16 protein-coding genes are annotated in these 21,695 nt (G+C 42.6%); 4 read left to right on the top strand and 12 right to left on the bottom strand.

All coding sequences use genetic code 11. The features are described 5' to 3' along the window. Window positions 1–101: 101 nt before the first annotated feature. From I872_RS02265 to I872_RS02225, 9 genes are all read right to left on the bottom strand, one after another. On the bottom strand, window positions 102–1,148 hold the full coding sequence (locus tag I872_RS02265; protein ID WP_015604540.1) for a D-alanine--D-alanine ligase: 1,047 nt from the start codon (window positions 1,146–1,148) through the stop codon (window positions 102–104). A gap of 148 nt (window positions 1,149–1,296) precedes the next feature. Continuing rightward, on the bottom strand, window positions 1,297–1,893 hold the full coding sequence (recR, locus tag I872_RS02260) for a recombination mediator RecR (RefSeq protein WP_005589561.1): 597 nt from the start codon (window positions 1,891–1,893) through the stop codon (window positions 1,297–1,299). 53 nt (window positions 1,894–1,946) lie between these two features. Further along, a complete protein-coding gene (gene pbp2b, locus I872_RS02255; protein WP_095666412.1) occupies window positions 1,947–4,004 on the bottom strand; it encodes a penicillin-binding protein PBP2B in 2,058 nt (685 codons plus the stop codon). Window positions 4,005–4,283: 279 nt separating this feature from the next. Continuing rightward, complete coding sequence (locus I872_RS02250; RefSeq protein ID WP_015604538.1) at window positions 4,284–4,781, bottom strand: hypothetical protein; 498 nt, start codon at window positions 4,779–4,781, stop codon at window positions 4,284–4,286. A gap of 70 nt (window positions 4,782–4,851) precedes the next feature. Beyond that, the gene (locus I872_RS02245; protein WP_015604537.1) at window positions 4,852–5,334 is read right to left on the bottom strand and encodes a hypothetical protein; all 483 of its coding nucleotides are present in this window, start codon (window positions 5,332–5,334) and stop codon (window positions 4,852–4,854) included. Further along, window positions 5,327–5,872: a DUF1697 domain-containing protein gene (locus tag I872_RS02240; RefSeq protein ID WP_015604536.1), complete on the bottom strand. Its 546-nt coding sequence runs from the start codon at window positions 5,870–5,872 to the stop codon at window positions 5,327–5,329. Before I872_RS02240 ends, I872_RS02245 begins: the two co-directional genes overlap by 8 nt. Window positions 5,873–5,913: 41 nt before the next feature. Then, window positions 5,914–7,689 carry a DUF2971 domain-containing protein gene (locus I872_RS02235; RefSeq protein WP_015604535.1) on the bottom strand — a complete coding sequence of 592 codons (1,776 nt, stop codon included), beginning with the start codon at window positions 7,687–7,689 and terminating at the stop codon, window positions 5,914–5,916. A 63-nt stretch (window positions 7,690–7,752) separates the two neighbouring features. Then, on the bottom strand, window positions 7,753–9,741 hold the full coding sequence (uvrB, locus tag I872_RS02230) for an excinuclease ABC subunit UvrB (protein ID WP_015604534.1): 1,989 nt from the start codon (window positions 9,739–9,741) through the stop codon (window positions 7,753–7,755). Window positions 9,742–9,901: 160 nt separating this feature from the next. Beyond that, the gene (locus I872_RS02225) at window positions 9,902–10,849 is read right to left on the bottom strand and encodes a CPBP family intramembrane glutamic endopeptidase (RefSeq protein WP_015604533.1); all 948 of its coding nucleotides are present in this window, start codon (window positions 10,847–10,849) and stop codon (window positions 9,902–9,904) included. A 166-nt stretch (window positions 10,850–11,015) separates the two neighbouring features. Between I872_RS02225 and I872_RS02220 the strand changes: the two genes are divergently transcribed. The 4 genes from I872_RS02220 (at window position 11,016) to I872_RS02205 (ending at window position 16,454) form a co-directional block, all read left to right on the top strand. After that, window positions 11,016–13,190, top strand: a complete 2,175-nt coding sequence (locus I872_RS02220; RefSeq protein ID WP_015604532.1) for an ABC transporter substrate-binding protein/permease — start codon at window positions 11,016–11,018, stop codon at window positions 13,188–13,190. Beyond that, window positions 13,190–13,930, top strand: coding sequence for an amino acid ABC transporter ATP-binding protein (locus I872_RS02215; protein ID WP_015604531.1), 741 nt, complete (start codon window positions 13,190–13,192; stop codon window positions 13,928–13,930). The genes I872_RS02220 and I872_RS02215 overlap by 1 nt, the downstream gene beginning before the upstream one ends. Before the next feature lie 369 nt (window positions 13,931–14,299). Further along, the gene (locus tag I872_RS02210) at window positions 14,300–15,841 is read left to right on the top strand and encodes an ATP-binding cassette domain-containing protein (RefSeq protein ID WP_015604530.1); all 1,542 of its coding nucleotides are present in this window, start codon (window positions 14,300–14,302) and stop codon (window positions 15,839–15,841) included. Between the two features lie 247 nt (window positions 15,842–16,088). Continuing rightward, window positions 16,089–16,454: a hypothetical protein gene (locus I872_RS02205; protein ID WP_015604529.1), complete on the top strand. Its 366-nt coding sequence runs from the start codon at window positions 16,089–16,091 to the stop codon at window positions 16,452–16,454. Window positions 16,455–16,803: 349 nt separating this feature from the next. On the opposite strand, the gene I872_RS02200 is transcribed toward I872_RS02205, so the two are convergent. The 3 genes from I872_RS02200 to I872_RS02190 form a co-directional block, all read right to left on the bottom strand. Continuing rightward, window positions 16,804–18,552, bottom strand: a complete 1,749-nt coding sequence (locus I872_RS02200) for an ABC transporter ATP-binding protein (RefSeq protein WP_015604528.1) — start codon at window positions 18,550–18,552, stop codon at window positions 16,804–16,806. Continuing rightward, on the bottom strand, window positions 18,542–20,284 hold the full coding sequence (locus tag I872_RS02195) for an ABC transporter ATP-binding protein (RefSeq protein ID WP_015604527.1): 1,743 nt from the start codon (window positions 20,282–20,284) through the stop codon (window positions 18,542–18,544). The genes I872_RS02200 and I872_RS02195 overlap by 11 nt, the downstream gene beginning before the upstream one ends. 92 nt (window positions 20,285–20,376) lie before the next feature. Then, on the bottom strand, window positions 20,377–21,564 hold the full coding sequence (locus tag I872_RS02190; RefSeq protein ID WP_015604526.1) for an MFS transporter: 1,188 nt from the start codon (window positions 21,562–21,564) through the stop codon (window positions 20,377–20,379). Between the last annotated feature and the right edge of the window lie 131 nt (window positions 21,565–21,695).

Genomic DNA, 21,695 nt, shown 5'->3' with positions numbered 1-21,695 from the left:
TTTAACTCATTTTTCCACTTTTTCCCAAAAAAGAAGGGAGTGAGGCCAAACTCAATATTGAACATTCAGTCTGTCATCTCAGTCCCTCTATTATATCATATTTATAAAAGATGCGCTTCTCTCTTAGCAAAGGCCTCTTCAGCTAAATTTACCAATTTCTCAATCAACTCGGAATAAGGCAGTCCCATATTTTCCCAAAGCAAGGGATACATAGACCATTGAGTAAAGCCTGGCATGGTATTGAGCTCATTGAGGAAAATGTCGCCATCCTCTGTGTAGAAGAAATCACAGCGCGCCAATCCCTGTCCACCCAAGGCACGAAAGGCTGTCTCAGCATTCGTACGCATGACTGAAATAACCTCGTCTGAGATTTTTGCAGGAATATCCATGGTAATCTTATTGTCAATATACTTGGCTTCATAGTCGTAGAAAGCCACATCTTTGACCACTTCGCCCGGCAAGGTACTCTTAACATCATAATTCCCTAAGAGACCAACCTCAATCTCACGCGCATTGACTCCCTGCTCGATCAAGACACGGCTGTCATACTTGAAGGCCAAATCCAATGCTGCCCGCAGCTCCTCTTGATTTTCAGACTTTGAAATACCGACACTAGAGCCCATATTAGACGGTTTGGTAAAAATCGGATAAGTTAATTTTTCTTCGATTTCGGCAATTTTTTCTTCCAGATTTTCTCCCTCAATCACTGCTACATAAGGCACCTGCGGAATTCCAGCAGACTCCAAAATACGTTTGGTGGTAATTTTGTCCATGGCAACACTGGAAGACAAGATATTGCAGCCCACATAAGGAAGCCGCAGCACTTCAAGAAAGCCTTGAATAGAGCCATCCTCGCCCATCGGTCCATGAAGAACAGGAAAGACAACTGCATTTTCCTCATAAATGTCACTCGGTTTGACTTGCTGTGAAACATCAACCGTTGCATTGGTCATGAGTTTTTCATCTGCAGCCGGCTTTTCTGTAAATTCCTGCGTCTTGATAAAATCGCCAGCTTTTGTGATGAAATAAGTCTTGACAGAAAATTTGTCATAATTGATAGCTCGCATGACACTCTCAGCCGACAAGACTGAAACTTCTCGCTCAGCACTACGACCACCGTATAGTAAAATCAAGGTTTGTTTGACCATTATCTTATCCTAACATTTCTAGCTATAAGTTCATTTGGGGTTGCCCCATCTTCTTTTTAGACTGTTTCAGTATACCATATTTCCCCGCATTTTTGAATAGAAAAAAGATTTCCAAAGCTGTTTTTCAGCAGGAAATCTTTCTTTCATCTTACAATTCTGTCCGATTTTCAATGGCTCGGAGCAGGGTCACTTCGTCTGCATATTCGATATCAGCGCCGACAGCCAGTCCGCGAGCCAGTCGAGTCACCTTGATACCCGCAGGCTTGAGCACACGAGAAATATACATAGAAGTCGCTTCTCCGTCAGCCGTTGCATTGGTAGCCACAATCACTTCCATCACTTGGCTGTCCATCAAGCGAGTCAGGAGACTCTTGAGGTTGATGTCGTCTGGTCCTACACCGTTCATAGGCGAAATGAGGCCATGGAGGACATGATAAAGGCCGTGGTATTCTTGGATATTTTCCATGGCAGACACATCGCGGCTATCCTCAACGATCAAAATTACAGTCTGATCGCGCGTTTGATCCGTACAGATAGCACAGGGATCATCATCCGTCAGATTGCCACAGATAGAGCAGTAGGTCAGCTCGCGCTTGGCAGCTAGTAGATTTTTGGCAAACTCATTGACATCATCGTCACTCATTCCGATGGTATAAAAGGCCAGGCGAGTAGCTGTCTTGATGCCGATACCCGGCAGCTTGGAAAAACTATCAATCAATTTGGCGATAGGGGTTGGATAAAGCATAATAGTAATAGTTGAGCAGTAAAATCTCGATCCGATTCTACTGCTTTTCCTTTCTAATTCATAGGGTGCTGTTGGTTATAAAGATTGATAATATCACGGGTGATACTGTGGCTGACTGTTGAAGAGAGGTCAGTATTGTGGGGAAAGACTACGGCCACAGCGATTTTAGGTCGATCGCTTGGTGCATAGGATACTACATTGGTGTTGATAGCAGATGTACCACCGTTGACAAAAGTTTCGGCAGTCCCTGTTTTGGCACTGATGGAGACCATAGCGCCTTGCGCAATCGTCCGTCCAGTTGTCAAGCCACTCCATCCATTGACCACCTGATAGAAACCTTGTTTTATAAGAGCCATATTTTCCTCAGAAATGTTGACCTGATTTAATTCTTTTGTTTCCTTCTTCTCAATCAAGTCTCCCAGTCCACCTTGGTCATTGTTGGCGTAAATACCTTCAACCAGATGCGGAGCAACCCGTTTGCCGTTATTGGCTACCGTCGACGCATATTGAGCCAACTGAAGTGGTGTGTAGTTATCAAACTGACCAAAAGCATCCGTGATATAATTGCTGACTGTGAAGTTTTTGGGAATATAGCCTGTTGATTCTGTCGGTAAATCAATCCCTGTCTCAGTCCCCAGACCATATTCTGCAAAAGTCGAACGGAGTTTTTTCATCGAAGCATCGACATTGTTGGTTCCTAAGGCCATATTTGGGCTATACGGAGTCCCAAGCATATTTAGGGCCACCTGAACCATATAGGTGTTAGACGAATATTCCAGAGCCTCCACCGCTGTAATAGAGCGTGAACCATAGGCCGTAAACCAAGAATTGATGGGAGCAGAACCCGCGAAAAGAATCGGCTGATCAACCAAGGATTGATTTCCTGAAATGGCTCCGTACTGCCAACCAGCGGTTAAGGTAGCCGCTTTGACGACAGAACCAGGAACAAAGACATTTGTAACGGTACCCAGCGCATCCGCCGAGATTTTGCCTGTTTCCAGATCATGCTTGACACCAGCCAGCGCCAAGATTGACCCTGTATTGGGATCCATAGCCACGGCATAGACACCTTCTGAATAGGTGGCATTGCCCTTTGCCAGCTCTAGATTAAAGGCATTTCTGAGAATATCCTCAACTCCCTGCTGAAAGGTCAGATCCACAGTTAACTTCAGGTTATTTCCCTTGCTGCCTTCGGAAATGGTCTCGACACTCTCCATGTTGCCATTTTTATCTAGCCGAATTTCTTTTTCTGCCCGTTTTCCTTGCAAAACAGACTCATACTCTTTTTCCAAATAAGAAATTCCCACTCGGTCATTCAGAGAATAGCCCTTCTTGACATAGTCATCTGCTTCCTCGGCTGGCAGACCTGTTTTTTCGGTCGAGATATGACCGACAATCGAAGCCAGCGATGTTTCCAAGACTTTTCGATTCCAGCTAGTTGAAATACTAATGCCTGGAAGTTCTTTGCCAATTGAAGCAATCGTAGCGACTTGCTCCGTCGTCAAGTCATCCGTCTGAATCGTCCCTGTTGAAAAGTTTGGTACAGCATTCATCTGGCTAAATAGAGCGATGGTCCTCTTTTCCTCATCTGTATAGCCTAGTTGGCTTGGATCAATACTCTCTACCGCCGCTTTATAAATCTTGGATTCAGGCAGACGGTTGCCATCCGTATCAAATTTTTCTTCCTTGGGTAATTTTTCAACCACTTCTCGGTAGACCCTATTATCGGCCAGATAATAGTCAACCTCTTGGCGCTCGGTCACCTTTAGATCCGATACAGACACATACTGCAGTAACTTTTGTGCCGTTTCACGAATGTCTGCGGCTGTCAGTTTATTGTCTCGTGTAAAGGTCACCACTTGCTTGGTTGTATTTTCCACCAAGGGCTTACCTGAAGCATCATAGATTTGCCCACGAACCGAACTCGATTTTATCTTTGTTTTACTTGCCTTAGCTAATTTATCCGTATAAAATTCTTGGTTGACGACCTGCATATAGCCCAGACGAGCGATTAGCACCAAAAATAAGACTCCGACAATTCCAAATAAAAGGTAGAGTCTGCCTGTGATAGAATGGCTATCAAATTTCCTCTTAGACATTTCTTCTCTCATTCTCGTAAAAATCTATCTTTTATTTTACCACATTTCCCCAGCAATGAAGCATGGAAATCTAAAAGGATCGAAAAAGAATTTTTCTCTAACAATGAGAAAAGAGGCTGGGACAAAAGTCCTAGCCTCTCAATTGTCTTTGGATTGTCGAGCAAGACGCAGTGGTTGAGTGGGCTCTACTAGGCTGATTTCATCAGCTTTTACAGCCCTACTCAACTGTGCGGAGGTGGGATGACGAAATCGAATTCTAACGAATTACCGATTTCTGTCCCACTCTCTTTTCTATTTTTTCTTACTCCCTTTGCTTGCAATCGTGATGACTGCTGCTATCAGAAAGAAAATAATATAAGTGGCAATTGGGAACCAGACATAGCGATGATCCAAAGTAGGCAATGGTAGCAAAGGTCTATGACGGCGGCTCCTCACTCCAAAGTAATGAAACAAAAGAGCCATAGGATTTATATAAAGAAGGAGATTGACTAAGTCTTTTAAAGAAGTCACCCTCTTTGCACTATTTTCACGGAGAATAGAACCATAGGCATAGTACAGTAAAACAAGAATATTTATAAACAAAGGAAAAACATAATTACTCTTTAAATATGTAGGGAGGAAGGGGATTTGAAAAACTAGGATGCCCGTAATCATTGCGAAAAGCATAAGGACAGAGAAATCCAATAACCAAGCTAGAAAACCATGACATTTGAGCCAGGTATTCACTTTATCTAGCCAAATCCACTCGTTTGGATTTGCTCCTCTATCCTTAGTTTTATTTTTATTCACAGTCACACACCTCCCTCTACTAGCTTGTTTGATCGGGCTTTGGAGCTAGAGTCCATTGACAAGACCGGCATCAATCAATATAGCGAACACGATTGACCTTGGTTTTCATGATATAGGGGTTAACTAAATCATGGTATTCATCATATTCCCCAAATAAAAAGCCTTTTTGTAAAATAACTTCATTCCCATCTATCCTGTAATCCATATTGATTGGGACAGAATTTTCTGATTTGTCTATAGAGAAATGAAAGAAAATTGTAAACCATATAAAAAGTGCAAGAGGTACACTCAGAATTCCCCAGATGAGATAAAACCAGCGAAATTCTCGTTTTTTCAAAAAGAGAAACCATAAGTGACAGAATACAACCACTGATAGAAGAAAAAGCCATGTGTTCCACAGGAGAGGAGTAAAGGCCAAGCCAAACGGACTCAAACTAAAATGCAGCAAGACAAAGATAAACAACAAGATATAGAGCACTAGCCAAATAACTCTAGAAAACTTCCAGCGCTTCGCTTTTTCTTCCCTTGTATCTTCCAAATTTAACTCATTCATTTCCAACCAACTCCACAATCTTCTGGAAAGTCTTACCATTTCGGATGGTCAGTTGCTTGTAGAAACTGGACTTGAGCAGTTTCTTATGGTAGTTGGACTTGAGATAGTCCGCTTGGTCAGCATTACTATAAAAGAAAGCTGTCTGCCCAAAATGCAGTTGCTCCTTGTCATTCGCCCAACTGCCTGCCAACTCTTGAACGCTCTCCCTGTCTATCTCCGGCAGATAAAAGAGAACATCTCGCCGAAAGGCTGTTTCATCCTGCCACCAAGTAGGCAAATTGGCTATTTCTTTTTGAAGCATAGCAGAGCTGACAAGGACGAAAGGCAGAGGAAAATCATACGTCCGACTGAAATAAGCCGTTAATATCTCCCGAATCCTCTCCTCCTGCTCCTCGCTATCAAAGAAAAGATTGCCACTATTGATGTAGGAAACTGGATTTTCAAAACCCAACCCAGCTAAATCTTTCTTCAAATCGGCCATGACGACCCTGTTTTTCCCGCCGACATTAATGCCGCGGAGTAAAAGTGCATAACGCATGTGTGCTCCTTATTTGTATGTTTTAAAAACAGTTATTTTCTTTATCGATAGGGAATTTTCGAGCTTTCTATCTCTATATCAGGATTGGCAAGTTTGAGATAAGGAGCAATATAGTCTGCATCTGTAACCTTTGGACCTAGAATGACTTTTGAGTATTTCAAAGGAGCCAGATTGATGTATACAAATAAAGCATATCGCCCATCCTCCCTTGATTCTAAGTGAATATATTTCCTAAAATCTTTATAACCAGATTCCTCATTTTCACTGAGTCCAATACTACCTGATAAAACTTTTAATTCTTCAAGTTCGATTTTATCTTCGGTTTTGAGTTTTGGATTTAGTCGTCCTTCAATTTCTGAATCATCAAAGTTGATTAGAATACGATACTCACTCTCATATTCATAATCAGATACCTTAAAAAGATAGGATATTTTCGCTAAATTTTTAAAAATACTTGACTGTACCTTCCTACTTTCTTCAGTATGTCTAGTCTTTAATTCTTGAATTAACTCTTTTAAGTCATTAAGCCTTTGTATAATATTAGAATCGGCTTCTCTCGTACTGTTTAAATAGAATATTCTCACAAACTCTAAGGAGTCATGCTCAATAATTTGTTGTAAATACTTTTTATCGTACTGTAGAAATGCTCCTTTAGATTCTTCTGCATATTCTTTCCACATGGGAAGACTATCTGATATAGTTGTCATCGAAGATAGGAAGACATTGGAACTCTGATAGCAGTCCGAGGAATTTTCTATTTCCAAGTAGTCATAGATGGCTCTTCCTTCCATAGGATCATTTAATTGTTTAGAATTTGTTAATCTTAAATACGCTGGTTCACTTGAATCACCAGACTTTATCGTTTTAATTAAGTGGTTCGTTAAAGTTTCAATTTTAGTATAATGACCATATTCTTCACTATTCTCCAGATCTCGGGCTTTTATTGTTAAGTGAAAGCGAATTTCATCAATAAGAGTATTTCCAATTTCTCCCAATTCATCTACTTGAATATCTTGTATATTTCTTTTCTCTTCATTTTCATTCTTTATTTCACCTGCTTTCTCTAATAAGCTAAAAATTTCATTTTTCAGAATATCTGAGTCAGTATATTTTAGTATAGTTTTAAGTGTTTCTATAGATTCTTTGATAATATCAGAATCTTTTGTCTCTAACCAAGATAAATAATATCTTACACTATAATTATCAGGATTCATTTTATTGAAGTTATTAATTAAATATAAATGTTCCGACTTAAAAATCTTTAATAGAATATCAAGGTGAAAATAACTAATACTTATAGAAACAAACAGAAATTTTAAAAGAATCATATCAATAATAGATCCCAAATCTTGTTTTATTTTTTCTTTTAGTCTTTCAGAACCTTCACCTCTTTCAAAAACAATAATCATTATATCGAGTATTTGAGCACAAGTAACTCCATTGATGTCATTTAAGTCTTGATTTTTGATACGATTAATAACGGTAAAAAATATACTATTATCATTGAAAAAGTCTTGACAATCTTCTACTCCTAAATTTTTTTTCAAATAGTCGTTCAAAGATCGGAAGTAATTATTTAGTATATACACACTAATAAATGTTTCATTGTTTTCTTTAAATAATAATTCTGTCTCTAATAAAACTTTTTTTAAAATTGTTTCATCGACAAATTTACTAAATTTATGTAATATATATAAAGTTGTTTCTAATTTTTCCCATTTTTCTTTTGGAGGAAATTGGAAAAAAGCTTCCATTATGTTCTTGATATTCTCTACTTTACTATCTAAATCCTCTAAAGACTGTATAGTATTTTCCAACTCAAGATAGAAAACACCACTTTATAATCATCCAATATACACATTTCATACCTCTCCTTTAATCTAATCCATCGCCTTTATTTCCAAAATCATATCGCGAATCTGTGCAGCCAGTTCGAAGTCCAGAAGTCCAGCAGCTTCTTGCATTTGAGCTTCCAGTTTCTTAATCATGTCCTTGCGTTCTTGCTTGTTGAGACTTTCGATTTCGACGGTTTCTTCCTTGTCTGGCAGGGCTGCCTTGGTCACGCTAATTAGGTCACGGATTTCTTTCTTGATGGTCTGCGGTACAATGCCGTGCTCTTCATTATAAGCCATCTGGATTGCCCGGCGGCGGGCAGTTTCATCGATAGCGCGCTGCATGGACTGGGTCATGGTGTCGGCATACATAATGACATGCCCCTCGCTGTTGCGGGCTGCCCGGCCAATAGTCTGGATCAGGCCACGTTCATTGCGGAGGAAACCTTCCTTGTCCGCATCAAGAATGGCCACCAAACTAACCTCCGGCACGTCGATTCCCTCGCGCAGCAGGTTAATACCAACCAGAACGTCAAATACGCCCAAGCGCAAATCACGGATAATCTCGGTTCGCTCCAAGGTCTTGATGTCCGAGTGCATGTACTTGACCTTGACGCCCATTTCCTTGAAGTAGTCCGTCAAATCTTCTGCCATCTTCTTGGTCAGGGTTGTGATAAAGGTCCGCTCATTCTTTTCAACACGGGCATTGATTTCACCCAAAAGATCATCAATTTGCCCCATAGTTGGACGAACTTCCACTTCTGGATCCAGAAGTCCTGTCGGCCGGATAATTTGCTCAATAACAGTATCCGTCTGTTCATTTTCATAGTCGCCCGGCGTAGCCGATACATAGACAATCTGATGAACATGGCTTTCAAATTCTTCTCGGCGCAGCGGGCGGTTGTCCAAGGCAGACGGCAGGCGGAAACCATAATTGACCAGCATCTCCTTGCGAGAGCGGTCACCATTATACATACCCCGAATCTGTCCCATGGTCATGTGACTCTCGTCAATCATAATCAAGAAATCATCAGGGAAAAAATCCAGAAGCGTGTATGGCGGCTCTCCTTCGCTTCGACCATCCATGTGGCGAGAATAGTTCTCAACACCGTTGGTATAGCCCATTTCACGTAGCATTTCGATATCATACTCCGTACGCTGTTTCAAGCGTTGAGCTTCCAGAAGCTTTCCTTCCTTTTCAAAGATAGCAAGCTGCTCCTCCAGCTCGGCCTGAATCTTGGCAATGGCTACTTCCATATGATCTTCATTGGTCACGAAGTGAGTGGCTGGGAAGATGGCCAAATGGTCCACCTCACCCAAGACTCGTCCTGTCAAGGCTTCGACCTCACGAATCCGGTCAATCTCATCTCCGAAAAACTCTACCCGAAAGGCATGCTCATCACGAGAAGCTGGGAAAATCTCCACTACATCACCACGAACCCGGAATTTTCCCCGCTGAAAGTCAATATCATTGCGCTCAAACTGGATATCTACCAAATCATTGAGCAGCTTATCGCGGGAAATCTCTAGTCCAGGACGTAGACTTACCACGCTATCGGAGTATTCCTTAGGCGAACCCAGACCGTAGATACACGAGACCGAAGCCACGACAATCACGTCGTTTCGCTCCAAGAGAGCAGAAGTCGCCGAGTGACGGAGCTTATCAATTTCGTCATTGACCGAGCTATCCTTTTCGATATAAGTATCACTGGAAGGCACATAGGCCTCAGGCTGGTAGTAATCATAGTAGGAAACGAAGTATTCCACCGCGTTATTGGGGAAGAATTCCTTGAACTCACCATAGAGCTGGCCGGCCAGCGTTTTATTATGGGCAATAACCAGTGTCGGCTTGTTGACCCGAGCGATAACCTGACTCATGGTATAGGTCTTACCAGTACCCGTCGCTCCCATGAGAATCTGGGCTTTCTCGCCTCCCTCAATATTATCCACCAGCTGCTCGATAGCTTGAGGCTGATCACCTGAAGGCTCGTACTTAGACACCAATTCAAATTTATTATCTGTAATTCTATTAATCATCTTTTATTCCTTAAATTGTGCTTCTATCATTTTACCATATTTGCCCTATTTTCTCTGGATTTTGGTGTAGGTAGAATGGCCACGCTGCTACCATCGTCTGTCTCTTGTCACACCTCTCATTAAAAGACATAAAAAAGCCCAGCTAAGCTGAGCGATCTCTTTATTTCTTAAAGATCAATGCCTGAGGCAGGCGATTTTCTTTCTTGAGTGACCAGTAAAGATAGGCAATGCAGCCAATCAGGACGATACTGGCAAAAATAGATCCTTCAGCACCGAAAGCTCCTCCTGAAAGCCAATCAATAGAAGTCTGAGAAGTGTAATTAAAGACAGAGGCAGTAGCTCCGTTCCCACTGACCTGGATGCCATAGACATTTCCTTGGACGAAATTCCAAGCGCCATGCATACCAGCCAAGACCCACATATTATCATACTTGATCATGAGTAGGCAGGCAAAAATCCCATCCAAAATAATAGTAACAATAGAAAGGACAGTCACACCAGCATTGAGGAGGTGCATTGCCCCAAATAGAGTGCTGGAAACCAAGACACCGACAAGGATATTTGATTTGGCACTAACCGCTGGAAAAAGCCAGCCACGCGTCACCAACTCCTCCGTGCCACCTTGCAGAATCCAAAAAGGTATCAGGGCAAGAATAAAGAGAACTGGCTCTACACTAAGCTCTGCCAATTCTAGTCTTCCAGATCCTGTCAGCAAGAGCAGGGCAACGATAAGCGAAAATTGTATCGAACCAATCAGAAATCCTTTGCCCAGTTCTTTCAGCCATCCATCCTTAAAGAATCCCAGACTGGAGAAAGGTCTCTTCTCTCGAAACTTCACCCACAGAAAAACAAGTAAGGCCATAAAGAAAAAACTACCCAGCTGAAAAAAGATACTATAATGCCCGAACACTTCCATAACCGTTGCTCGGTCAGCTGTCGGATTTACCATGGCAAGCACAGTTCCAATGATGATCCCAATCGGAATCATTCCAATGAATGCAAGGATTTCTCCTAGCTGGATAAAGCCAATAGAAATCAAAACTGCCAACCAAATCGGCGGAATGTAGCGCGACAGCTTCACATTATCTAACATGCGTGATTTAAACATAGAAATCTCCTTTCTTGATTTATCTATTATAACATATTTTATCATAATAGCATAAGAGCCAATATTTGTTATTATGTCAGAAAATATAACATCGAAATAGAAAATATTTGCCTTTTTCAAATTTTTCTGATATAATCAGACAATATTCTAACAAAGGAGAGAAAGTATGAAGAAAAAAATCATAGCTTTTCTGCTAGCATTGTTCCCTATCTTTGCCTTAGGGACAACTATTCATGCAGATACTATTAAAATCGTATCTGACACGGCTTACGCCCCATTTGAATTTAAAGACGTAGACCAGACATATAAAGGAATTGATGTTGATATTATCAATAAAGTAGCTGACATCAAAGGTTGGGAATATGAAATGTCCTTCCCCGGTTTTGATGCGGCTGTTAATGCGGTTCAAGCAGGACAAGCCGATGCTATTATGGCAGGTATGACTAAGACTGCTGAACGCGAAAAAGTCTTTACTATGTCTGACACATATTATGACACAAAAGTTGTCATTGCAACGACCAAGGCTAATACAATAAAGTCTTACGATCAACTTAAAGGAAAAACAGTCGGTGTCAAAAACGGTACTGCCGCGCAACGTTTCCTTGAGAAAATCAAGGACAAGTATGGTTTTACTATCAAAACATTTGATACAGGCGACCTCATGTATAACAGCCTAGCAGCCGGAGCAGTTGATGCAGCTATGGATGACCAACCCGTTATCGAATATGCAATCAACCAAGGGCAAGATTTGAAAATCTCAATGAAGGGTGAGGCTGTTGGTAGCTTCGCATTTGGTGTCAAAAAAGGCAGCAAATACGAATACCTAGTCACTGAGTTTAACGAAGCCTTGGCTCAGATGAAAAAAGATGGCACCTTGAAGGACATCATCAACAAGTGGACGGCTGCTTCCAAAACTTCAACAAATTCAGCAGTGCCAGAAACTACAACCAAGTCTGGACAAAAAGCCACTCCAGTCAAAGCTAAATATACGATTGCCAGCGACTCATCCTTCGCTCCTTTCGTTTTCCAAAATGATAGCAACAAATATACTGGTATTGACATGGACTTGATCAAGGCCATTGCCGAAGATCAAGGTTTTACACTTGAAATTTCTAACCCTGGTTTTGATGCTGCCATCAATGCTGTTCAATCTGGTCAAGCTGACGGGATGATTGCTGGGATGTCTGTGACAGAGGCCCGCAAAGAAACCTTTGATTTCTCTGAACCATACTACACTGCTAACTCTATCATTGCGGTGACAGAATCAAGCACTATTAGCTCTTATGACGACTTGAAAGGAAAGACAGTCGGAGTCAAAAATGGTACCTCCTCTCAAACCTTCCTCGTCGAAAATCAAAGCAAATACGGCTACAAAATCAAAACATTTTCAGACGGTTCTTCTATGTATGATAGTCTGAATTCTGGCTCTGTCGCTGCTATTATGGATGATGAGCCCGTTGTCAAATATGCTATCAACCAAGGCAAGAAAATGAAAACGCCAATCGAGGGAACTCCTAGTGGTGATCTTGCTTTTGCAGTGAAAAAAGGAACCAACCCTGAACTCATCGAGATGTTCAATAACGGCCTGGCTAATCTGAAAGCGAATGGTAAATATCAAGAAATCCTTGATAAATATCTCTCAGCGAATCAAGATGCTTCTATAACCGTTGACGAAACAACTATCTGGGGACTTCTCCAAAACAACTACAAACAACTTTTGAGTGGTCTTGGAATTACTATCTCATTGGCACTTATTTCCTTTGCGATTGCCATGGTCATCGGGATTATCTTTGGGATGTTTAGCGTCAGCCCAATCAAAGCGCTTCGAATTATTTCAGAAATTTTTGTCGATGTTATCCGTGGTATTCCACTTATGATTCTGGCAGCCTTCATTTTCTGGGGAATTCCAAACTTCCTTGAATCTATGACTGGTCAACAGAGTCCGATTAACGACTTTGTCGCAGGGACCATTGCCCTGTCCCTCAATGCTGGTGCTTATATCGCCGAGATTGTTCGCGGAGGGATTCAAGCCGTTCCAGCCGGACAGATGGAAGCTAGCCGAAGTCTAGGGATTTCGTATGGAAAGACCATGCGCAAGATTATCCTACCTCAAGCAACCAAGATTATGCTACCAAACTTTGTCAACCAGTTTGTTATCGCCCTCAAAGATACAACAATCGTATCAGCTATCGGACTTGTTGAGCTCTTCCAAACAGGTAAAATCATCATTGCCCGTAACTATCAGAGCTTCAAGATGTATGCTATCCTAGCAGTGCTTTACTTGGTCATCATCACACTCTTAACAAGATTAGCTAAACGCTTAGAAAAGAGGATTCACTAATGGCTAAATTAAAAATTGATGTTAATGATTTACATAAATACTATGGGAAAAATGAAGTCCTGAAAGGGATTAGTGCTAAGTTCTACGAGGGAGATGTTGTCTGTATCATCGGTCCTTCTGGATCAGGTAAATCAACTTTCCTACGCAGCCTGAACCTGCTCGAAGAAGTAACCAGTGGAACCATTACTGTCAACGGTTATGATTTGACAGACAAGGCTACAAATGTAGACCATGTTCGTGAAGATATCGGGATGGTCTTCCAGCACTTCAACCTCTTCCCACACATGACTGTCCTGCAAAATATCACCTTTGCACCAGTTGAGCACAAGCGAATGAGCCAAGCTGATGCAGATAAACTTGGTATGGAGCTCTTGGAAAAGGTAGGCTTGGCGGACAAGGCTGATGCCAAACCAGACAGCTTGTCAGGGGGACAAAAGCAGCGGGTGGCCATCGCTCGAGGATTGGCTATGAACCCGGACATTATGCTCTTTGACGAGCCGACTTCTGCCCTTGACCCTGAAATGGTTGGTGACGTTCTCAACGTTATGAAGGATCTGGCTCAGCAGGGCATGACCATGCTGATTGTGACTCACGAAATGGGCTTTGCCCGTCAGGTCGCTAATCGCGTCATCTTTACCGCTGACGGTGAATTCCTAGAAGACGGCAAACCAGATCAAATCTTCGATAACCCTCAGCATCCACGTCTCAAGGATTTCTTGGACAAGGTGCTCAATGTATAGATATGACGAATCCTGAAAGTAATCTTTCAGGATTTTTGTTGACTTATATTGCCCTTTTTGCTAGACTAAAGATAGAATGATTTCGGAGGTACACGGAGACATGAAAAATTAAGTCTATTTTTTAAGGGAAACTTTATTTAGTAGATTTTGTCATGTTTCTGCATATCCGCGGGACTTTCGTTTTTTTGTGCTTTCAAGCTCCTATGGCTTATATTTAGATTGATCCTGTCACTCCTATGACAGTGCAAGATGAAAGCCTACAAACGAATAATCCTACTTGGACACTCCTGTGTCTTCTTTGTGCAATCTCAACAGCTCTGCTAAATAAAGCAGGGCTGTATTTTGTATTATAAAACGAAGGAGACATCTATGCTGCAAATAAGAAATCTAACCATCACTCATTTAAAAGACCTGAAGGAGCTGGTCAACAATTTATCACTGACTGTCAATCAAGGAGACAAGGTCGCTATTATCGGTGAGGAGGGTAATGGCAAGTCCACCCTGCTCAAGCTCCTGCTAGACGAGCGACTTGTCAGCTCCTATGTCAGCTACAGCGGACAGATTGATAAGTCCTATACTGCTGCTGTTTATCTGTCTCAGCAACTGCCTTCAGAGGAGGCCCAACTGACGCTAAATGACTATTTCTTTGCTGATTTTGAGACCGAGCTGGACTATGCCAAGCTCTATCGCTATGCTGGCGAGCTCAACTTTGACAGTCAGCGTTTTGCCAGTCAGCAGCACCTCTCTAGCCTATCTGGAGGAGAAAAGCTTAAAGTTCAGCTTATCAAGAAACTAGCCAGTGATTGGGACATTCTCTTTCTTGACGAACCCTCTAATGACCTCGATCTCGAAACTCTGACTTGGCTGGAAAACTTTATCAGCCATAGCCAGCAAACTGTCCTTTTCGTCTCTCACGACGAGCACTTTCTCGCTCAAGCTGCGACCAAGATTGTTCATCTAGAACGAATCAAAAAGAAACAGGAGGCTAGAACTAGCGTCAAGAGTCTGGACTATGAAAATTACCGCCAGCAGCGTCAGGAGGCCTTTGAGAAACAGGGGCAACTGGCGCGGAAAGAACGGGAAGAACACGCTAAGACCATGGAAAAACACCGACAGGTTAAGCAAAATGTTGAGAATGCCTTGAGAAATACCAAAAATGATGTCCAAGGCCGACTACTAGCCAAGAAGATGAAAAACGTCCTCTCGCAGGGCAAGCGATTTGAAAAGGCAGGTGCTGAAATGACCGAAATCCCGACACAGGAAGATGCCATCAGCCTTCACTTCTCAGACATAGAAGCTCTGCCATTGACCAAAAGAATCCTAAAATTAGAAGGAATGAAATTGGAAACAGACGAACGACAACTGGCGCAGAACCTGACTCTGGAAGTCTGCGGTCAGGAGAAAATCGGACTGATTGGCGCCAATGGTGCAGGCAAATCCACTCTACTTAAGGAAATATGGAAGATACTGCGTGAGCGGACAGACATGCGGGTCGGTTATATGCCCCAGCATTATGTCGACTTGCTGACTGATGAGAGCAGTCCTTTGGACTTTCTAGCTCCCTCTGGTGACAAGGCTCAGGAAGAGAAAATTCTGACGCATCTAGCCAGTCTCCAGTTCACGCGCGACGAGGCTCGCCACCCGATTGGTCAGCTTTCCGGCGGTCAAAAGGCCAAACTGCTCCTACTCAAACTAGTCCTAGACCGCCCCAATGTCCTCCTTCTGGACGAACCAACCCGCAACTTCTCTCCCACCTCTCAGCCTCAGGTTCGCCAGCTTTTGGCCACCTATCCTGGCGCCATTATCGCTGTCTCCCATGACCGAATCTTTCTCAAAGAAGTCTGTCAAAAGATTTATCAATTGACAGAGACAGGGTTGGAGGAAGTTGAGCTAAACCTATCCTTGAACTAAAATCTATGATTAAATGACTCTTATATTATTTTTAAAATCACTTATTTATTTAAGTTTCTTTCCTTGCATTTCAAAAAAAGAAGAAGTACAATATTAATGGAAGGACTATCGCTTAACTAGAGATAGAAAGGAAAAAATTAGGAAACTATATTTCTCTGGCTTAATGCGTCAGAACTAACCGATTTATCTTTTCGCATTTTTGGTTAATACTAAGCAAAACAAAATTTTACTGATAAGGAGACTCAGCATGCTTAAGAAAGTCACTACATGTGCTTTTATCATTACTCTAATTTCTTCTGTCCTTATCGGAAGTAGTATTATATTTGCAAATGATAAAGGCGAGGATATCCAAGCGAAACCACCAACTTTAGAGATAATGGTAAAACAAGCTTCTAAAGATCCTACTCTCTTGGAAATATTAAATCAATTTTCAGACCAGGATACTATCATTGCCTATCCTGAAAACATGGGTGGCGGTTTTTCTGTTAAACCTGCAGATAGTAGCGAACCTCTAGTCGGAGAAATTCTTGATACTAAAGGCAACAAAGTCCTTTATAGAGACGCTCAATCTGTCACCATTGCCCAAGTAAAAGAAGCGATTCAAAACAAGTAGTACACTAAATTTATCTTTTATAAATATAGAGGCTGGGACAAAAGTCCTAGCCTCTCAATTGTCTTTGGCTTGTCGAGCAAGACGCAGTGGTTGAGTGGGCTCTACTAGGCTGATTTCATCAGCTTTTACAGCCCTACTCAACTGTGCGGAGGTGGGACGACGAAATCGAATTCTAACGAATTACCGATTTCTGTCCCACTCTCTTTTGACTCTCCAATTCTTATTAATGATTCGTCTTACTTTCCTATACAAAGAAATTATCTTATAAGGTTTAAAAATCTTACAAAGATCAGCTATAGGAAAGATATTTACAGTCCTCATCTGAAAAGGTTAATTGAATTTTTCAAAATCAACTATCAATCGTACTTTGCGCCGTCTGCATTTGGTAATAAACACCTCTGGCTGCCATGAGTTCCTGATGATTACCATGTTCGACGATATTGCCATCTACCATAACGAGGATGATGTCAGCATTTTGAATAGTAGACAGGCGGTGAGCGATGATAAAGCTAGTCCGTCCCACCATGAGCTTGCTGAAAGCCTCCTGAATCAAGACTTCTGTCCGGGTATCGATTGAGGAAGTCGCTTCATCCAAGATTAGGATTTTCGGAACAGCTAGGAAGACCCGCGCAATAGTCAAGAGCTGCCGCTGACCTTGAGACAAGGAGTCCCCTGCATCCGCTAGATAGGTGTCATACCCCTGAGGCAGCTGCTGGATAAAGAAATGAGCATTGGCCGCCTTGGCAGCTGCAATGACCTCTTCTCGGCTGGCGTCTGGCCGGCCAAAAGCTATGTTGTCGTGAATGGTCGCTGTCTTAAGCCAAGTCTCTTGCAGTACCATACCAAATTGCTGACGATAAGAGGCTCTGGTGTAATGTGTGATGGGAACATCGTCTAGCGAAATAAGACCACTATCAACATTGTAAAAGCGCATGAGGAGATTGATCAGGGTTGACTTACCAGCACCAGTTGGCCCGACAATGGCGACCTTGCTAGCTGCTGGAATCCTTATATTCAAATCCTGAATCAGCTCTTTGCCAGGCTCATAGCCAAAAGCCACATGCTCAAAGCTAATCTGTCCTTTGGCATCTTCAGACCGAAGAATTTCCTGACCTGACTCTGCTATTTCTTCTTGGTCTAAAACGCTGTAAATTCGCTCCGCACAAGCTAAAGCGCTCTGCAATTCCGACATGACTGACGATATATCATTGAAAGGCTTGGTGTACTGGTTGACGTAGTTGAGAAAAGTTACCAGCTGCCCAACCGTAAAGCCTGTTCCCTGAATGATTCGGACAGCCCCAAAGCCCACTATCAAAGCATAGATCAGGGCATTGATAAAACGAGTCGAAGGATTAACCGTCGAAGAATAGAAAATGGCCGCCTGAGAATAGTCTGCATAAGTTTGATTGCTACGAGTAAAAGCTGTATCAAACTGCTCTTGAGCATTAAAGGCCTGAATTAGACTCTCCTGAGTTAGACTTTCCTCAATCAGCTGGGTCTGAGCTCCTCTGGCCTGCGTCTGACGTTGGAAAAAGCTAAAACTCTTTCTAGCAATAAAGCGAGCCAAGAAGAGAGAAAGAGGCGTCAAAAGCAAGACCAAAAGCAGGAGGAAAAAGTCCAATCTGGCCATGCTAATAATGGTCACTAAGATTGTCAGCAAACCCACAAAAAATTGATTGAAAACCATAAGTAGGCCATTGCTGAGTTGCTCCAAATCGGTCGTCACCCGACTAACCAAGTCGCCAGTTCCCTGCCGATCCAAATAGGCCAAAGGCAGATAGTGCACTTTCTTGATGACGCCTTGACGGAGCTGCTGGCTATAGCGATAGACCAGCTGATTATAGAGTAAGGGATTAAGCCATTGAATCAGCGTATTGGCCAAGATTACCAACAGCATCTGCCCCAAAATCGGCATCAAATGCTGCTCCGCTTGAGGAAGAAGAACGCTATCAACCGCATTCCCGATTAAAACTGGAAGAAGAACAGTCAGAGCCACTTGAGCCACCGTTCCCAGACTAGCTAGAAGAAAGAGCCAGCGCGCCTGCAGCAAATCTCGAATCAAACGTCTCAAGCTGCTAGGTGATGTCTTATGCTTCATGCTTTTCCTCCTCTCCTTGACTATGCTGTGAGTGATGGATTTCTCGGTAAATGGCGGAGCTGACTAAGAGTTCCTCATGGCGACCAAGAGCCACCTGTTCTCCCTTATCCAGGACTAAAATTTGATCCGCTGAGCGCAAGCTATTGGTCCGCTGAGAGATCAAGACTAGACTGGTCTCTGTTAATTCATTCTTAATAGCCTGCAAGAGTCTAGCCTCTGTCAGATAGTCCAGAGCTGAGGTCGCATCATCTAAAATCAAGAAAGGTGCCCTCCGCAAGACAGCTCTGGCAATGGTTAAACGCTGCCGCTGACCGCCAGAAAAATTACGACCAAAGGCCTCTACAGTCGCATCCAAGCCACCTTCCTTCTGAGAGACAAAGTCCGCCGCCTGAGCAATCTCTAAAGCCTGCCACAAGTCTGCGTCTGTTGGCTTGGTTGACAGTCCTAAAGTCAGATTGGAGCGAACAGTTCCTTGAAAAAGCTCCGCCTTCTGAGGCACCAGACTAATCCAAGACCGCCATTCGCTCAAATTTTTAGGACTGCGTCCTTTGGAAAAGATGCTCAACTGACCGGTAGCGACTGGATAGAGGTGAGCCACCAGCTGGACTAGGGTAGACTTACCTGAGCCTGTCCCGCCAATAACACCTAAAGTCTGACCTCTTTTCAAATCAAAAGTCAGACCAGTCAAAGCAGGACTAGCTGCATTTGGATAGGAAAAGCTGACCTGCTGGGCTTTAATGGCTTGATTCGGCAGAGCTGTTTCCTGCACTAATTCCTGCAGGACATCTTCTTCTGCTTGTTCAAAGACTTGACTGATGCGCCCCGCACTAATATAGCTTTGATTGAGTGAATTGACTAGCATAGCCAGCTTGAGCAATTCCACCAAAATTTGCAATAAATAATTGACCAAGGCCACTAGCATTCCCTGGGTAAGCAAGCCCTTGCCAATAAAGGTATTCCCCTGCCAAATCACAGCAATCAGAGTACCATTGACCGTAAGAAAGGTCAATGGACTAATCAGACTAGCTAGAGCCCCCGTCCTGATTTGCCAGGTTTTATAGAGCTCGTTGCGATTGCGAAAGGTCTGAACCTCGCGCTGGGTCTGATCGAAAGCTCGTATGACCCGCATGCCCTGCAGCTGCTCACGAGTTAGATTAACCAGTTGGTCTGTCAGCTGACGAATTTTGGCATAGAGGGGATTCATCAGACGAGACATGAAGACGATAATAGCCGTTAAAATGGCCACCATGAGCAAGAACCACAAGGTAATGGCTGGACTGATAGTAAAAGCCATGATGATAGACCCAAAAACGATGATGGGCGCCCGCAGAAAGAGACGAAGAAATTGATTGATTCCCGTCTGGATCTGATAGGTATCGCTGGTCAGCCGAGTCACCAAGCTAGAAGTCGTCAGCTCATCCCGACTGGACTTGGGCAAGCGCAGAATCTTTTGATAGAGGTCGCTTGTCATCTGACGAGTAAAACCCACTGCCGCCTTTGACGAATAATACTGGGCCACCACTGCTACCACCACGCCCAGCGCAGCCAAGCCCATCAAAAGAAAAACCATCCAGTAAAGATGGGAGCTGTCGTGTCTAGGAATGGTCTCGTCCACAATCCCCGCAATCAAAATCGGGACCAAGAGTTCAAAACTGGCTTCCAAAAGCTTGAACAAGGGTCCCAGCAAAGACTCCCTGATATAGCCCTTGAAATATTTCAATAAATCTTTCATACTGCTTACTTCTCCATTAAACTTTATTTTACCATAATTTTCAAAGGATAAAAAATATTCTCCTTCTGACCAGCAGAAAGAGAATATTGATATTAGACTTCTTGTAAGTTCTGGCTTATTTTCCTTAGTCCTATATGCAAAAATGGTGTTACAGCTAGTAAGAAACCACCCAAAACTATAAAAGTCCAATCAAATCCAAAGTAATCAATCAGCCAGCCTGTCAGAGGGAAGATGACAATCATACTCAGGCTGAACATCATAGAATAGACACTAAGCATGGTCGCCCGTACCTCACTTGGCAGCTGCTTCTGTAAATCATTGTCAAAAATCGGTTGGAAAAGAGCGTACAAGGCGTTGCTGATTAGATAAACCAAGATATAAATGATTGGCGTGCCAAAATAGGACAGCAGGTAAGTCACTCCAGTCAGAAGGACCAATAAGGGAAAGAGTCTCAAGGCTGAATACTTCTTTCCAACCTTGCTGGCCAGATAGACTGCCAAGATATTCAAAGCACTGCCAATTAGCATGACCACCGAAATTTGCCAAGATTTTAAGTCAGGCAATTGATTTTGGTAGTAAAAATAAAACATACACATGAGGGTTCCGATGATTTGGGAAAGAATCATCCAGATAAAAAGGCTTGGATTTCTCTGCAACTCCTCTTTGACAGCCCAGATAATCTTTTTCATAGTCAGGCGCTCGGATTTCTCCGCTTTGACACTTGGCTCCTTCAGCATCCAAGTCAAGAAAAGAACGATGATAGAGGTCCCAATCATGATATAGTAGGTCAGATGCAATTGTCCATGGACAAAAAATCCAGCCCAGACCGTTCCCAAAGACCTGGTCGCTTCAGCCACTCCAGACATGAAGCTGGAAATGGATAAGTAACGTTCCTTGAGTCCAGCCTCTACAGAAGAATCATAAACCATAGCTGCGCTTGTACCCGAATCAAAATTATAGGACCAAGCACTGATCATCATAGCTAGTGCATAGACCCAAAAGTTCCCCTGCCCCGCCAACATAAGAATCGAAGACACAATCCCAGCTATCCTACTCAGATACAGATTGGTCTTGTAGGAAAAGCGATCCGCCAACATCCCAGACGGAATTTCACAAATGACACTAGTGGCATGAAAAATACTTTCCAAAAGCCCAATCTGCCAGAGGGACATGCCATTTTGACTTAGAAATAAAATCCAAAAACTAGTAATGCCTAGAAAGGCAAAGAATTCTACTCCGGCCATCAGGCCGATATTTTTCCGATAACTTCTTTTAAACATATTTTCTCCTTTAACAAGTGTTCTCTAATTTATATTCTTTGTCACTTGTTAATCCGCTGTTTACATGACCTCCACCTCTTCTTTCTCTAAAATTCTATATTTTGGATTATTTCATAGTTCGTTGTTGAAAA

Origin of the sequence: Streptococcus cristatus AS 1.3089 (genome assembly GCF_000385925.1) — a bacterium.
GTDB lineage: Bacteria > Bacillota > Bacilli > Lactobacillales > Streptococcaceae > Streptococcus > Streptococcus cristatus_B.
Note: the sequence above shows the minus strand (reverse complement) of the source record. Positions and strands in the feature narration are given on the sequence as shown.

Bases quoted from the DNA above. Each gene is read 5' to 3' on its own strand.
- I872_RS02265 (WP_015604540.1), bottom strand. From the start codon at position 1,148: ATGGTCAAACAAACCTTGATTTTACTATACGGTGGTCGTAGTGCTGAG.
- recR (WP_005589561.1), bottom strand. From the start codon at position 1,893: ATGCTTTATCCAACCCCTATCGCCAAATTGATTGATAGTTTTTCCAAG.
- pbp2b (WP_095666412.1), bottom strand. From the start codon at position 4,004: ATGAGAGAAGAAATGTCTAAGAGGAAATTTGATAGCCATTCTATCACA.
- I872_RS02245 (WP_015604537.1), bottom strand. From the start codon at position 5,334: ATGAATGAGTTAAATTTGGAAGATACAAGGGAAGAAAAAGCGAAGCGC.
- I872_RS02240 (WP_015604536.1), bottom strand. From the start codon at position 5,872: ATGCGTTATGCACTTTTACTCCGCGGCATTAATGTCGGCGGGAAAAAC.
- uvrB (WP_015604534.1), bottom strand. From the start codon at position 9,741: ATGATTAATAGAATTACAGATAATAAATTTGAATTGGTGTCTAAGTAC.
- I872_RS02225 (WP_015604533.1), bottom strand. From the start codon at position 10,849: ATGTTTAAATCACGCATGTTAGATAATGTGAAGCTGTCGCGCTACATT.
- I872_RS02220 (WP_015604532.1), top strand. From the start codon at position 11,016: ATGAAGAAAAAAATCATAGCTTTTCTGCTAGCATTGTTCCCTATCTTT.
- I872_RS02215 (WP_015604531.1), top strand. From the start codon at position 13,190: ATGGCTAAATTAAAAATTGATGTTAATGATTTACATAAATACTATGGG.
- I872_RS02210 (WP_015604530.1), top strand. From the start codon at position 14,300: ATGCTGCAAATAAGAAATCTAACCATCACTCATTTAAAAGACCTGAAG.
- I872_RS02205 (WP_015604529.1), top strand. From the start codon at position 16,089: ATGCTTAAGAAAGTCACTACATGTGCTTTTATCATTACTCTAATTTCT.
- I872_RS02200 (WP_015604528.1), bottom strand. From the start codon at position 18,552: ATGAAGCATAAGACATCACCTAGCAGCTTGAGACGTTTGATTCGAGAT.
- I872_RS02195 (WP_015604527.1), bottom strand. From the start codon at position 20,284: ATGAAAGATTTATTGAAATATTTCAAGGGCTATATCAGGGAGTCTTTG.
- I872_RS02190 (WP_015604526.1), bottom strand. From the start codon at position 21,564: ATGTTTAAAAGAAGTTATCGGAAAAATATCGGCCTGATGGCCGGAGTA.